The organism is Vibrio sp. B4-6 (assembly GCF_963888245.1).
Lineage (GTDB): Bacteria > Pseudomonadota > Gammaproteobacteria > Enterobacterales > Vibrionaceae > Vibrio > Vibrio anguillarum.
In genome coordinates this window covers 440,370-453,968 of record NZ_CAWPIM010000022.1, presented here as the reverse complement: position 1 = coordinate 453,968, position 13,599 = coordinate 440,370, and the positions used below count along the sequence as shown (strand labels likewise).

Annotated in this window: 13 protein-coding genes and 1 pseudogene; 11 read left to right on the top strand and 3 right to left on the bottom strand. The window is 42.4% G+C overall.

What is annotated here, in order from left to right:
* The first annotated feature begins 305 nt into the window (after positions 1 to 305).
* The 5 genes from rlmKL to rmf all read left to right on the top strand — a co-directional run bounded on the left by rlmKL (position 306) and on the right by rmf (position 6,823).
* Positions 306 to 2,435, top strand: coding sequence for a bifunctional 23S rRNA (guanine(2069)-N(7))-methyltransferase RlmK/23S rRNA (guanine(2445)-N(2))-methyltransferase RlmL (gene rlmKL / locus AACV20_RS08800; protein WP_094167904.1), 2,130 nt, complete (start codon positions 306 to 308; stop codon positions 2,433 to 2,435).
* A gap of 3 nt (positions 2,436 to 2,438) precedes the next feature.
* Entirely contained in the window at positions 2,439 to 2,687 is a 249-nt protein-coding gene (locus tag AACV20_RS08795) for a glutaredoxin family protein (protein WP_170907146.1), read from the top strand.
* The gene (locus AACV20_RS08790; protein ID WP_170907145.1) at positions 2,665 to 4,581 is read left to right on the top strand and encodes an ABC transporter ATP-binding protein; all 1,917 of its coding nucleotides are present in this window, start codon (positions 2,665 to 2,667) and stop codon (positions 4,579 to 4,581) included. Before AACV20_RS08795 ends, AACV20_RS08790 begins: the two co-directional genes overlap by 23 nt.
* 9 nt (positions 4,582 to 4,590) lie before the next feature.
* The gene (locus tag AACV20_RS08785) at positions 4,591 to 6,480 is read left to right on the top strand and encodes a DUF3466 family protein (RefSeq protein WP_170907144.1); all 1,890 of its coding nucleotides are present in this window, start codon (positions 4,591 to 4,593) and stop codon (positions 6,478 to 6,480) included.
* A gap of 169 nt (positions 6,481 to 6,649) precedes the next feature.
* Positions 6,650 to 6,823, top strand: coding sequence for a ribosome modulation factor (gene rmf, locus AACV20_RS08780; protein WP_010320553.1), 174 nt, complete (start codon positions 6,650 to 6,652; stop codon positions 6,821 to 6,823).
* A 136-nt stretch (positions 6,824 to 6,959) separates the two neighbouring features.
* On the opposite strand, the gene fabA is transcribed toward rmf, so the two are convergent.
* Together fabA and AACV20_RS08770 are read right to left on the bottom strand one after the other, a co-directional pair.
* Positions 6,960 to 7,478, bottom strand: coding sequence for a bifunctional 3-hydroxydecanoyl-ACP dehydratase/trans-2-decenoyl-ACP isomerase (gene fabA / locus AACV20_RS08775; RefSeq protein ID WP_013856904.1), 519 nt, complete (start codon positions 7,476 to 7,478; stop codon positions 6,960 to 6,962).
* Between the two features lie 71 nt (positions 7,479 to 7,549).
* Complete coding sequence (locus AACV20_RS08770; protein WP_094127625.1) at positions 7,550 to 9,193, bottom strand: S16 family serine protease; 1,644 nt, start codon at positions 9,191 to 9,193, stop codon at positions 7,550 to 7,552.
* A gap of 164 nt (positions 9,194 to 9,357) precedes the next feature.
* On the opposite strand from AACV20_RS08770, the gene matP reads away from it, so the two are divergent.
* From matP to AACV20_RS08755, 3 genes are all read left to right on the top strand, one after another.
* Entirely contained in the window at positions 9,358 to 9,807 is a 450-nt protein-coding gene (gene matP / locus AACV20_RS08765; RefSeq protein WP_026027109.1) for a macrodomain Ter protein MatP, read from the top strand.
* Positions 9,808 to 9,821: 14 nt separating this feature from the next.
* Complete coding sequence (locus tag AACV20_RS08760; protein WP_088721166.1) at positions 9,822 to 10,139, top strand: DUF3634 family protein; 318 nt, start codon at positions 9,822 to 9,824, stop codon at positions 10,137 to 10,139.
* A gap of 128 nt (positions 10,140 to 10,267) precedes the next feature.
* Positions 10,268 to 10,603 (top strand): hypothetical protein, encoded by a 336-nt coding sequence (locus AACV20_RS08755; RefSeq protein ID WP_013856900.1) that lies wholly within the window; start codon positions 10,268 to 10,270, stop codon positions 10,601 to 10,603.
* Positions 10,604 to 11,072: 469 nt separating this feature from the next.
* Here AACV20_RS08755 and AACV20_RS08750 read toward each other — a convergent pair.
* Positions 11,073 to 12,041: pseudogene (locus AACV20_RS08750) on the bottom strand (IS4 family transposase); the annotation flags it as partial.
* Between AACV20_RS08750 and AACV20_RS08745 the strand changes: the two are divergent.
* From AACV20_RS08745 to AACV20_RS08735, 3 genes are read left to right on the top strand one after another with little or no spacing between them, the layout of a single operon-like run.
* Positions 11,947 to 12,954: a phage/plasmid replication protein, II/X family gene (locus AACV20_RS08745; protein ID WP_306685464.1), complete on the top strand. Its 1,008-nt coding sequence runs from the start codon at positions 11,947 to 11,949 to the stop codon at positions 12,952 to 12,954. The pseudogene AACV20_RS08750 and the gene AACV20_RS08745 overlap by 95 nt on opposite strands.
* Positions 12,948 to 13,229, top strand: a complete 282-nt coding sequence (locus AACV20_RS08740; RefSeq protein ID WP_170907143.1) for a single-stranded DNA-binding protein — start codon at positions 12,948 to 12,950, stop codon at positions 13,227 to 13,229. Before AACV20_RS08745 ends, AACV20_RS08740 begins: the two co-directional genes overlap by 7 nt.
* Positions 13,226 to 13,579: a hypothetical protein gene (locus AACV20_RS08735; RefSeq protein WP_170907142.1), complete on the top strand. Its 354-nt coding sequence runs from the start codon at positions 13,226 to 13,228 to the stop codon at positions 13,577 to 13,579. Before AACV20_RS08740 ends, AACV20_RS08735 begins: the two co-directional genes overlap by 4 nt.
* Positions 13,580 to 13,599: the final 20 nt, after the last annotated feature.

Below are 13,599 nucleotides of genomic sequence, written 5' to 3'. Positions count from 1 at the left end.
TAAACAGTGTCTACATTGCTAGAAATGGCCGACATATTCCCATTTTTAGCTCATTTGTAATTAATTTACACTACAAAAATCAATCTGGTATAGTCCAATTATGCAGTGAATAAATACTCACTTATCCCGTAGGTCTTGCTATATCTAGTGAGATGTTTTTGCAATGCTCGAAGCTTGTCTATTTGTAAAATTGGCGAGTAGTTAAGCAATTGAATGGTTGAGAAGGTGAAAGAGACACTTTGTTTTACTCAAGCGTGGGATTGTCAGGTATAATGCGTGGTCATTTTTATCAGTAAAAGAGCAGTATGAATCAATATCTAGCGGTTACCTCAAACGGTCTTGAGAACCTATTAGTTGAAGAACTAACCAAATTAGGGATTACGGACGCAAAACCCGTGCAGGCCGGGGTAAAATTTAAAGCGTCGAAAGAGCAGATTTATCGCTGTTGTTTGTGGAGCCGTCTAGCATCAAGATTTGTTCGCGTCCTCTCTGAATTTACCTGCCAAAATGATATGGATCTTTACTTGTCAGCAAGTTCAGTGAACTGGGTTAATCATTTTCATAGTTCGAAAAAGTTTGTTGTCGACTTCAACGGCACAAATAACGAAATCCGCAACAGTCAGTACGGCGCGATGAAAGTAAAGGATGCGGTTGTCGACTGTTTCACCAAAAAGAACTTACCGCGCCCTTCGATCGATAAAGATCATGCAGATCTTCGTGTCCATGTACGCTTGCATAAAGATAAAGCCATTTTAGGGATTGATATGGTGGGCGGTGGTTTACATCAGCGCGGTTACCGTACCGAAGCGGGGCGAGCACCACTTCGTGAAACATTAGCAGCGGCTATTATTTTGCGTAGTGGATGGAGTGAAGCGAAGCCACTGCTCGACCCAATGTGTGGTTCTGGTACTTTGCTCATTGAGGCGGCCATGATAGCTGCTGGTATGGCCCCCAGTCTCAAGCGTCCAAAGTGGAGTTTCGAAGCTTTAGAGGATTTTGATGCAGAACTGTGGGCGCAAATAAAATCAGAGGCCAATGTTCAAGCAAGACGTGGTGTCAAGAAAGTTGACTGTAAGTTCTTTGGTTTTGATAACGATGCACGAGTGCTGCAAACCGCGAAAGATAACGCTCGCCGCGCAGGGGTTGAAGAACTGATTACCTTCCAGCTAGGTGATGCGGCACTGATCAAACGTCCTGAAGGGTTTGAGGATGGTGTAGTTATCTGTAATCCACCCTATGGTGAACGTTTAGGTACACATCCTGGTTTGATTGCTTTATACACGGCATTTGGTGGGCAATTAAAGGCTGAATTTGGCGGTTGCCAAGCGTCGATTTTCTCAAGCTCTGACGAATTACTCAGTTGTTTGCGTATGCGCGCTGAAAAGCAGTTTAAGTTAAATAACGGTGCGTTACCTTGTCACCAAAAGAACTACTCAATTTCATTGCGCACGGTAGAGCCGGGAGCGTCTATTTCTCAAGAATCGGTGATTGCTCCTGATTTTTCGAATCGTTTAAAGAAAAATATTGCGAAAATTGGTAAGTGGGCGAAACGTGAATCACTCGATTGCTATCGTATTTATGACGCTGATTTGCCTGAATACAATGTTGCGATCGATGTTTATCTCGACCACCTAGTGATCCAAGAATACGCCGCACCTAAGGATATTCCAGAAGAAAAGGCGAAACGCCGTTTAACAGATATCATTCGTGCCGCGATTCAAGTCACCGGAACAGAAGCAAATAAAGTGGTACTCAAAGTTCGTGAAAAACAGAAAGGGCGCTCTCAATATCAAAAATTAGGGCAAATTTCTGAGACAATGGAAGTGAACGAGTATGGCGTTAAACTGATTGTCAATTTACATGATTATCTCGATACGGGTTTATTCCTTGATCATAAATTGACGCGTCGTCGCTTAGGGCAAATGGCAAAGGGTAAAGACTTCCTCAATCTATTTGCTTACACTGGCTCTGCAACCGTTCATGCCGCTTGCGGTGGAGCAAAATCAACCATGACGGTTGATATGTCTAAAACCTATTTAGAATGGGCTAAAGACAACTTAAAGCTCAACGATCAAGTTGGACACCAGCATCGCTTTGAACAAGCTGACTGTGTGCAATGGCTAGAGACTGCAAAAGAACAATTTGATTTGATATTTATCGATCCGCCGACATTCTCAAATTCCAAACGTATGGAACACACATTTGATGTACAACGCGATCATATTAAGTTGATGGAAAATTTAAAACGTATCCTACGTCCAGAAGGTACGATTGTGTTTTCAAACAATAAACGACATTTTAAAATGGATTTAGAAGCGTTAGCTGAGCTTGGTTTAGTTGCTCAAAATATTTCAGCGCAAACATTGCCACTGGATTTTGAACGCAATAAGCAGATCCACAACTGCTGGACCATTTCCCATGCACGCAGTGAATAGGGAATGAAGTTGTTCACGCTTTACAGTACTGAAGGATGCCATCTCTGTGAGATGGCATTTCAGCTTGTTCAGCAGGCAAACATTGCTGAACAAGTACAACTTGTTGATATTGCATTTGATGATGTGCTCTTCTCTCGTTACGGGGTCACCATTCCGGTTCTTAAATACCAAGAATCCGAACTGAGCTGGCCCTTTGACCAACAAACATTACTTCATTGGTTAGAAAATAATGGCATTAATTACCATCCATAACGGTCAATTAGCATTTGGTGACCACCCATTACTCGATCATGCAGATTTCGCATTACAAGAAAATGAACGAGTTTGTCTCGTCGGCCGAAACGGTGCAGGCAAGTCGACTATGATGAAAGTTCTTGCGAGAGAAATCATCATGGACGACGGAAAAATGCAGATAGAACAAGATGTTGTTGTTTCTCGATTAGAACAAGATCCGCCTAGAGATGAAGCTGGCACCGTTTTTGATTATGTTGCTGGTGGATTAGCGGAAGTTGGTGAGTATCTAAAGATCTATCAAGATCTTTTAGATCTCATCGTTATCGATCCAAGTGAAAGTAATATCAATAAGTTATCTCGTATTCAAGAGCAGCTAGAGCATACAGGGGCATGGCGTTTTGAAGAACGTATCCAAAATGTTCTGGCGGCGTTGAAACTGGATGGCCACACCAAACTAACGGATTTATCCGGTGGATGGCAGCGTAAAGCGGCTCTTGCAAGAGCACTAGTGTGTGATCCTGATGTCCTTCTGCTTGATGAACCGACTAACCACCTTGATGTAACCACCATCGAATGGCTCGAAGGCTTTTTGAAAGATTTTAGAGGCTCGATCATCTTTGTATCGCATGACCGGACGTTCATCCACTCAATGGCGACACGCATTGTTGATCTTGACCGCGGTAAACTCAGCTCGTTTCCTGGTGATTATGATCAGTACCTTGTCGCCAAGGAAGAAGCCTTGCGCGTAGAAGAGATGCAAAATGCCGAGTTTGATAAGAAATTGGCCCAAGAAGAAGTTTGGATTCGCCAAGGCATCAAAGCGCGTCGTACTCGTAACGAAGGGCGCGTAAGAGCACTCAAGAAGCTAAGAGAAGAGCGTAATGATCGCCGTGAGGTACAGGGCAAAGCAAACTTGCAAATCGATGACGCTGCGCGTTCAGGAAAAATTGTCTTCGAAGCGAAGGATATTAGCTATAGCATTGATGGCAAAAACATTGTCTCGAACTTCAGTTTCAATATCATGCGTGGTGATCGCATTGCACTTATTGGCCCTAACGGATGCGGTAAAAGTACGCTGCTGAAACTGCTGTTGGGTGATTTACAACCTCAGAGTGGCAAATTACATTGCGGTACCAAACTTGAAGTTGCTTATTTTGATCAGTACCGTGAGATCCTCGATCCTGAGAAGTCGGTAATTGACAACTTAGCTGACGGAAAACAAGAAGTGATGGTGGCTGGGCGCCCACGGCACGCATTAAGTTACTTACAAGATTTCTTGTTTGCCCCTAAACGTGCGAGAACGCCAGTAAAAGCGCTATCTGGTGGTGAGAAAAACAGACTGTTGCTCGCTCGTATTTTCCTCAAACCGAATAATTTATTGATTTTAGATGAACCAACCAACGATTTAGATATCGAAACTTTGGAACTTTTAGAAGATTTGCTTGCCAACTACCAAGGCACATTGCTGCTTGTCAGCCACGATCGTCAATTTGTTGATAATACTGTAACAACGAGTTGGATTTTTGAAGGCGATGGCAAAATTGAAGAATTTGTTGGAGGCTATCACGATGCTCAGCAACAAAGAGCTCAGGTTTTGCAGTCACGAGTTGCTGAAAATGTCAGCAATAAAGAAAAAGTGGTTGAGGAAACTCTCAAAACAGCGCCAATTAAGACAAAACCTAAAAAGTTATCTTATAAACTGCAGCGAGAAATGGATGAGTTGCCCGCAATGTTAGAGCAACTTGAGAATGATATTGAAATGCTTCAACAGCAAGTGAACGATCCTGAGTTTTTCATGCAATCAGCAGACAAAACACAGCCCGTTTTAGATAAGTTAACTGCGAAAGAGCAGGAGCTTGAAATTGCTTTCGAGCGCTGGGAAGAGCTCGAAGTAATGCAACAGGAAAGTTAGAGATTATTAATGAGTAGTAAAACATTTAAAATCACCGTAATAGCAGCCAGTATTTTGGCTGCCACTCAAGCTCATGCTGCACTTTACCAAATTGTCGAAGTGACACCCGGTAACTTAGTCGCTAATGAATATTATGGAAGGGCAATACAAAAAGATAACCTTTCAGCAAATCCTCTTGGATGTTTTACGGCCGGAAATAGCTGTAATACTTTTGCGTTTGGTGGCGATACGCTCAATGGTTCTGATGGCATTTCCTATCATGATGAAGTGCCATTCAAAATGGATAATCGTTTTGTTTATCAGGATATTGATGATCTCAAAAACTATTGCTCTAACGAACTCGGTTATTCTACTTGTGACGCATGGGCTGATAAGCAGTGGCACGGTTTTGAGTACAACAATGTTGAAACTGGCGGTTTGAAGCGTGAGCGTGATGCTTGGGATAATGGTAGTTATCTACAAAATGCAGCGGCCTTTGTTAATTCATCGCAAGTTGTTTTGACTTTTGGCTCTATTGCAAATACTCAGAATACCGTTTTAACTGGGTTAGACGGTACTTATGCTTTTGGTATTACGAGCAGCGGTTACACACAGTCTGGGAGTAATTACGCTCTAGGCTACCGTCAACGTGGTTTTTATAATGGCAATATTTTAAATCCACCAACAGACACCACAATTGTCAAAGACACAAATAATAAAATTGTTGAAAAAATGGGTCGGACGTTCGCTTATGATGTATTCAATGATGGTACCCATAATTTCGTGGTTGGTAGTGCATCAGTTAGCCCTTATTTAACGGGTAATGGTGATGATGATAACAAAGACTACAATGGCGATGTTAACACTTGTGTGAGTGATGGTCTCGATCCACAGTTAACTCGTCAGTGTCAAAATTTTGCATTTGCAACGCAAGCTTATATGTGGGATACAGCATCTATCTCGACGGGTTACCGTGTAACAGGGTGGGTCGGTGATGTTGAAGCAAACCGTAGCGGATACTCTGCACAAGCAAGTGTAAGAGGCGCTGCTGTTCCTACATCTGGCAGTTACGCTAACAAGCCAGTTATGGCTGGTTTTAATACCTATCGCGATGATAATGTGTTTAGAATGCAAGCAACAGTATTCTATCCTAATGCAAGTTACGACGTAACAACTCCTAAGCATGATATGTGGAGTAGTAAGGTTATTACTGGCACAGAACTGAAAGTGGACGGAGATGTGATTTACTCCAACTCATTAGCGACAGATATTAATAACCATTTAATCGTGATCGGTGAAACAAAACGCAAAGGCGACAAACCTGAAAGCGGCGCAGCAGCAAACCGTATTTTTGTGTCGGATGCTAATAGTGGAACGCCTGTAGCTAACTATCTATCAGGTGGAATTTTCTTTACCGGTGCTGGCGGTGAAGCGAAAGCGATCAACAATTTCAATGAAATTGTCGGTCAAATCGATGCAGAAAAAGGTCGTGAGGATGGAGGCAAACAACGTCGTCATCGTGGCTTTATCTATCCTTTCAACGGTACAGGGAGTAACGCAGCAAGAATGGCGTTGTTCCAGAACCAAGGTTGGTGGTTAGATGATCTAACCAATGGTGGGGCTTACTCACAACATAATAACCAGTTCCGTATTTTTGAAGCCTCAGATATCAATGATGATGGTGTGATTGCAGCAAGTGCATTTAAATGTACTGGTGGCTATGACGATTTCTCCCATAACTCATACTGTACTTCTGGAAGTGAAAGCGTTGTCGCGATTAAACTGATCCCGATTGCTGGCGCGGCGGCTAGCGATATTGAAATCCGTAGCACGGCACTTCCACCCGTTGAACGTAAAGGCGGTAGTATGGGGTGGATTGCTCTGACACTACTTGCTCTCTTTGGGTTCCGCAGAAAATAATTAAATAGTGTAAAGAATGGCGCAAGTTCACAATTTAGAATCTGCGCCTTTTTTGTAACTTGAGAAAGCCGAATTTTTGAGCAATTCTTAATTGTGGCGTAACAGATATGCCATGTAGATTTAATAGTTGTATGTAAGACACAAGTTACTGTATGAGGACTACACTATGATGAAGAGACAAAAGCGTGATCGCCTTGAAAGAGCACAGTCTCATGGGTATAAAGCTGGCTTAAACGGACGTTCCGTAGAGGCTTGCCCTTATCAACAAACGGACGCTCGTTCATATTGGCTAGGTGGTTGGCGCGATGCCAGAGATGACAAACAAGCTGGTCTCTACAAATAAACTCCCACATACATGCAAAAGGATTTAAGCCCCGGAAGGGGCTTTTTAGTATTCAAGCCACTCTAAGGCACTATAACTAAGTGTTTTGATGAGAAAAAAGCGACTCTATGAGTCGCTTATGAATAGTTTAACGTCATTAAAAAGCAGAAGTATCTTGGAAAAGACCTACTTTTAAATCCTTTGCAACGTAAATCTCTTTGCCATCGACAAGAACGCGACCATCAGCTAGGCCCATTACAAGTTTACGGTTAACAACCCGTTTCATCGTGATTTCGTAAGTTACTTTTTTTGCTGTTGGTAGGATCTGACCTGTGAACTTAACTTCACCAACACCTAATGCCCGGCCTTTTCCTTTGCCACCAACCCAGCCAAGGAAGAAACCAACCAATTGCCACATCGCATCTAAACCTAAACAGCCAGGCATTACAGGATCGCCAGGGAAATGGCAATCGAAGAACCATAGATCAGGAGTAATATCTAACTCAGCAAGAATAAGGCCTTTACCATACTCGCCCTCGGTTTCTGACATTTTGGTGATGCGGTCCATCATCAACATATTTGGCGCTGGCAATTGAGGGTAGCCAGGCCCAAAAAGCTCACCTTGGCTAGAGGCTAGTAAGTCTTCACGATTATATGAATCTCGTTTATTCTGCATTATCAGTTACTCCAATTTTTGATAGGGTGCATATTAGGGAACACGTGTACGCTAAACAACTCCGATCAGTGCTACACAAACCAGTTTTTAATGCGCTCTGCAATACTGTGTGATTGGTCATGCCTTTCAAAGTTTTCAATACGTTGAGCAATTTTATTAATGATGCTTTCTTCGTCATCGCCTCTGAATGACGCACCCATGAGGATCGGTACGGCTTCATCAACTGTAGCGACTGGCCAAATATGAAATTCATCATTTTTAATGCTATTGACTACATCTTTATGAAGCGCAAGATGTTTTAGATTTGTTTTTGGTAGAATGACGCCTTGTCCACCCGTGAATCCCTGATGCTTACACACATGGTAGAAGCCTTCAATTTTTTCGTTTAGCCCGCCAACAGCTTGAACTCGCCCGAATTGATCAACCGCACCTGTCACAGCGATTTGTTGGTTAATGGGATGTTCAGATAAAGCGCTTACTAAAGAACATAACTCGGCTAGTGATGCACTGTCGCCATCCACTTCGCTGTATGATTGTTCGAAGACAACCGAAGCAGAATAGGGAAGCGGTGCGTCAAGGTTCATTGAACTGCTTACAAAGGCTTGCATTATCATCATGCCTTTTGCATGCAAATTACCACCGAGCTCGGCTTTGCGTTCGACATCGGTAATATCACCGTCACCAAAGTGCACAACGCATGAGATACGAGCTGGTTCACCATAGGAAAGAGGATGGCCAGCAACATCGATCACTGTTAATCCATTGACTTGGCCGACTTGTTCGCCTTGAGTTTCGATAATTACCTGTCCATCAAGTATATCGTCGAGTGCTCGTTGCTGCAGATAAGACTCTCGATAATAGCGTTTGTCTAAGGCGCTTTCGATATGAGATTTAGTAATCGGATACTGATTTGACTCTAAGGCCGCTTCTTCTATGAGTGTTCTGTGCCATATTACACATAACGGTGTGTAATGTTGATCTTCCGTGAAACGGGCACCTGCGGTCATAAGAGCAGGAATGGCATCTTCAGTCAGTGTAGGGAGTTGGTATTCTTCAGATATCCAACGCAAATAAGCGAGGTAGGTCAATATCGATTGTTCATCAATTTTCAGGTCCAACTCTAATTCGGTGTAGAAACAAAAGCTTGAGCGGACGTCTGCATCCAAATAGTCGACATCGGCTAACTGGTTCCTATCACCTAAAATGATCAGTTTGACCTCATATCTTTTAGAGATTGGTGAGGGGTGTGGTGATTTAGCATTACAATTAATGGGGCTTACATCTTCGCCTAATACTGCCGCTTTTAATAATGGCCACATTTTAGGATTAGCCAACAGCATATTAGCGGAGATCAGAAGGTAACCACCATTGGCTTTATCCAGTAAGCCAGGAATTTCGCTGGTGATAAGCCCATTTTCAGCGCGGTATTGGCCAAAGATAGTCCCCATATCGAGGGACTCCGTACAAATAACGTGCGAGTTTGGCTTTATTACTTGAAGTTTTTGACTGACTAATTGACGATAGATTGAGTTATCTGGCGCGTTGATCAACATCACTCGTGTAAAACCTTTCAATTGAACAAACTGCTGAATAGCGGTTGCTAGTCTGGGCTGTGTGTCGAGTAATGTTACCGGAGATAGACTAGGGTACTGAGCTAGTTGCGAGTGGAATTGATCATACTGAGGTGTGACTGAACGCCAAATATTTTGAGTCATTGAAATCTAGTGTTTATTAAAAGAAGCCAGATTATATAGAAAAATAGCAATGTCTAACAGCTCCATTATTATGCTTGATCTTGTTCGCTTTTTTGAATCCAAAAATTGAACTCTGAACGATGGTGGGTTACGCTGTCACCCTAACTTGGCATGGATTTTACGTTATGAAATATCAACAGCTTGAAAATTTGGAATCGGGTTGGAAGTGGCAATACTTAATTAATAAGTGGAAGGATGGCGAAACAATCACTCGTTATGTAGACAAAAGTGAAGCTCTAGCTGCAATTGAACAGTTAAAAAAAATAGAGCATGAACCCAATCTGGTTCTTGGGTGGATTGATCAGCACATGTCACTTGAACTGAGTAATAAACTCAAGCAAGCAATTAGAGCCAAACGCAAACGCCACTTTAATGCCGAGCAACTACACACCAGAAAGAAATCTATCGATCTCGATTATCGAGTGTGGGAAAAACTATCATATCGAGCCAATGAGCTTGGTTGCACTTTGTCTGACGCGATTGAATACCTGTTAAGTGAAGCATCTCGTAGCGAAAAAGCGAGTAGAACCGTCTCAAGTTTAAAAGAAGATTTAAGTAAATTACTGTCTGAATAAGAAAGGAGATAAAAATGTTGTATGTCATTCTGGCTGCTGCTGCAGTTATCTTTTGGTTAGTCGCTGTTGATCGGCCTATATTGAGAGTTAAATTCAAAGATGGTGTCGTAGCACAAGTTAAAGGTCATTTCCCTCCAAGTTTTAAACATAATGTGACTGAGATTGCTGAAAAGACAGACTTGAGCGGCGAACTAAAAGTTTACCAGCAGAGAACGGGTGTTAAGTTGGTTTTTTCTAAAGACGTACCTAAAAAAATTCAACAGCGTATTCGCAATGTTTTTCCTCATCAGGGATTTCATACAAAAGAGCAACGAACCAAGAAGTTACATTGAGTCTGCCATTCTTAAGTTACAGATTGTTTTCATTAAAAAACGAACATCGTCGAAACGATTAACTTTACACATCGTCCATTTATAACTCGCTGATATCATGATGGAAATCTCTGTAAAGGTTCTCGTCGATGAAAAAAATCTGTGTAGTTATCATTTCGTTAGTGATAGTAGTTTTCTGTTCAAAGGGTTATGCCGACGATTCAGAAAGTAATCCTGTCGCGAAATCAATAAAACAGCAAACGCTTAAAGCTCTTAAAAAATATAGATCTAAGCTTGATGGATATTGTGACGTGATGATCGAAATGAAGCATGTTCAAAGTTATGCAGAAATTGTAGGCGTTGGGACAAACGGTGATTACCAAATCTGCGCGAAAGCAAAATCTAAAATTAAGATAGGCAAAAAATTTAAATATAAAGTTCCAGAGAAATACATACGGATACAAATCAATGCAGCAGAGTTATGAGTAAGGTGTGATTTCACTGTGAAATGAAAATTTGGATGTATGGTTTCAATTGCTATTATGGTTAACAAATTAGAGTGCGCATTATGGTTATGAGTTATGTTGAGGGTTTGCCGCAGGACTGAGAGCAGTCAAGGGTGGGCGAAAGACTTGGCAATATCCGGTCAGTGCAACGCTGGCCGTGATGACTAGGATAGAGAATCGCTTTACCATCGAAGCCCGTAATATAATTCGCACTCATCCCACCAAATGACATACCTACCGGTTCAGTACGTCAAAAATGACATGCCTGATTTCTGCCGCTCGCCACAGTGCGAGCTAATCTCTGATTAGTCGAGCGCGAGGAAGAGGAATTTCACCGCCCTAAATCACTTCTACGGTCACCGTATATTGCCCAATGACGACGGACGCACGACGACGAAGACTGAGGAGGAGGAGGAAGGAGAAAGCAGGGCAAGTACACTAATGCCGTTCACTTAAGGTGAGCGGCATTGTATTTTCTAGAGTATCGGCTTGGCTTTTTCTTCACGACTCTAGGGAAGGCTCTTTCTCGTCTTGGCTCAAGTATTAAACTCCCACTCATTGCATAGAAGTTTTGGAGTTGCCTCGGTATGGCTCCCGGTGACGAGTAGGGAAGCCCCACTATTAGGCGCATGATGTGGGCTAAGGCTCCATTGAAGCTAAGTTGGTATGGCAAGTAGTCTCCATTCAACGTATTACACATCTGCACCATTTGATATCTGACTAAGTTGTATGTCAGTAGTATTCCCCAGAGCTCTTGTCTCACGAGCTCTGGGAGTCGGCTTCGCAGTGTAAGGCGGTTACCAAGCATGTATTGTTTTTGCTCTCGGTACCCCAGTTCAATTTCCCAACGGTATTCATATAAACCGACTATATCTGATTTGGGATAAAGCATAGGGTCAACCATTGAGGTGAGAACATCGTATTGCTTACCCTCTTTGACTCTCGTGATTAAACGTACCACAACCTCTTTTTCTAGCTCTGGCCATTTCTTACGCGCTTGCGGATTACTCTTCAGTTTTATCAGTTTATCTTGTCGGCCAAAAGACTGAACGACTTCATAAATCAGCCCTTTTTTCATCGGGATAAGCCAATGGCGATTGATGCCTTGCGAGCTCCATGCTTGAAGTAAACCTAGGGAGTAAAAGCCTTTGTCGAAGAGCGTTAAGCTGTTATCGGGGGTCGTTTCGATAAGCTGCTCTGCCAGCTTCATTTCATTGACGGTATAACAGTCAAAAGCACTGCCTGTGATTAAATGACTGCTCAGCTCCATCTGACAGACCATGAGCACCTGTGGATACTGTGTTTCTTTACCATCCCGATTAGTGGGCTTAGCAAACGCTTCAGCGTTATCTTTTGAGTCTTCTGTTCGCCATAAAACCCCATCAACACCCAGTAACGTAAGTCCGTTCCAGTTTGGTAAAGATGATTGTGTCGAGATTTATAACCATCTTCTTTCACGTTATGGCTTACCACCACTGACTAAAAATACTCGTTTGTACCCAAGGCAATCGCCTAATGGTAAATCAACATCGCTAGTCGGCAATGGCGCGGAAATTACTTCTATTGATTGGACTCGTAATTTGGCTGTGGGGCAGGGTAAGGAAGCCTCATTCATTCGCGGCATGTCCTCTATGCAAATCGGTCGAGGTCGTAAGCCTAATTTGTTTCCCAACGGCATGACATGCGGCTGGGGTTATGGCTCATCTTGGTTATTGAATAAACTTTACTGTAAGGCATTTGAATTAAAAGAACATTTGAAAAAAGACAAGCGTAAAAAAGACGGTATTACTGAAAATCAACTTGAATATGTAGAGAAATTAATCAGTTGTTGCGAACAAAATGGTGTCGTACGAGACGAAAACAGCCTGAAGCAATTATTTTTGAAAAAACACAGACTACAGTTTTACGGATTAGTGACCGAAGAAGACTTTTACCCGCATCTGAATGATATTGAGAACGCTATGAAGACGATACAGATTACCCATGATGAACACGTATCAATTGCCCACCAACTTCTTGATGTGGGCGCTGTCGATACACTTCGAAAGGCTAATACAACAATGAACTATTTCAGTCTTTGGCAAAATGGTACCGACTTACGCCAAGTATTGAATCGAAGCCAATTTTATGAACATAAAACACGACTTAAAAAAGTTGGTATCGACATTGGACAACCGTTTGATGTAACTCGTATGTGTCCGACCTTAAGGCGTTCTGAAGTTATCGAAGTTAAGCCGTTATCCATTCCTAGTTGGTATCAACTGCCCGTTGTTGCCAAATCTAACGTTATGCCATTTAGAGCTATTGCATCGAGAGATACCACATGTTGAAAATTGAAATATTCCCCGAAGATGTAAAAGTTGCGACTCGAACCACCAAACCCAAAGATGATAAGCCAGGTCGTGATATTTATGAGCAAGATGCTTATGCCTACATTGGTGGCAAGTTTCCCGTTCAAATGAAATTGCAGTTAGAAAAAGGACAACAACCTTACGCGGCCGGACTCTATACACCACACAGCTCAAGCTATGCGATTAATAATTTCGGCTCCCTTGAATTAAAACGGTTTGGCCAGATTATCGAGCCTTTGGAGGTTGAGCTATGAGTATCATAAAACCCGAGCAGCTAAAGAAAGCAGCAGGCTTACCTGATGATGCTAATTTCCATGGTTGGCTTATTCACAGCCCTGAGCAAGATGATTTTCTTCTTAAATACAAAGAGAGTGACTCTGTAGTTAACAAGATTTGGTGCGGTCTCCCAGACCAAGCAATGCGTTTTAATCGATTTACTAGAGCATTAAAAGTTATCGAGCGCCTAGGCTTGGAAAATCAAGCAATCATTGTCGCTGCTTTTGACTTAGGTCGTCAGGTTATCGTGTTAGCCCCGAATGACTTCAAAGAACGCATGTCTTTACCGTCTTCAAATCCATTTAGAGCCGATTCCATCAAACACTAATGACAAAGCCCGTAACTCCT

Bases quoted from the DNA above. Each gene is read 5' to 3' on its own strand.
- AACV20_RS08795 (WP_170907146.1), top strand. From the start codon at position 2,439: ATGAAGTTGTTCACGCTTTACAGTACTGAAGGATGCCATCTCTGTGAG.
- AACV20_RS08760 (WP_088721166.1), top strand. From the start codon at position 9,822: ATGTTGTATGTCATTCTGGCTGCTGCTGCAGTTATCTTTTGGTTAGTC.
- AACV20_RS08790 (WP_170907145.1), top strand. From the start codon at position 2,665: ATGGCATTAATTACCATCCATAACGGTCAATTAGCATTTGGTGACCAC.
- AACV20_RS08770 (WP_094127625.1), bottom strand. From the start codon at position 9,193: ATGACTCAAAATATTTGGCGTTCAGTCACACCTCAGTATGATCAATTC.
- AACV20_RS08740 (WP_170907143.1), top strand. From the start codon at position 12,948: ATGTTGAAAATTGAAATATTCCCCGAAGATGTAAAAGTTGCGACTCGA.
- AACV20_RS08755 (WP_013856900.1), top strand. From the start codon at position 10,268: ATGAAAAAAATCTGTGTAGTTATCATTTCGTTAGTGATAGTAGTTTTC.
- AACV20_RS08785 (WP_170907144.1), top strand. From the start codon at position 4,591: ATGAGTAGTAAAACATTTAAAATCACCGTAATAGCAGCCAGTATTTTG.
- AACV20_RS08735 (WP_170907142.1), top strand. From the start codon at position 13,226: ATGAGTATCATAAAACCCGAGCAGCTAAAGAAAGCAGCAGGCTTACCT.
- rlmKL (WP_094167904.1), top strand. From the start codon at position 306: ATGAATCAATATCTAGCGGTTACCTCAAACGGTCTTGAGAACCTATTA.
- fabA (WP_013856904.1), bottom strand. From the start codon at position 7,478: ATGCAGAATAAACGAGATTCATATAATCGTGAAGACTTACTAGCCTCT.
- matP (WP_026027109.1), top strand. From the start codon at position 9,358: ATGAAATATCAACAGCTTGAAAATTTGGAATCGGGTTGGAAGTGGCAA.
- rmf (WP_010320553.1), top strand. From the start codon at position 6,650: ATGAAGAGACAAAAGCGTGATCGCCTTGAAAGAGCACAGTCTCATGGG.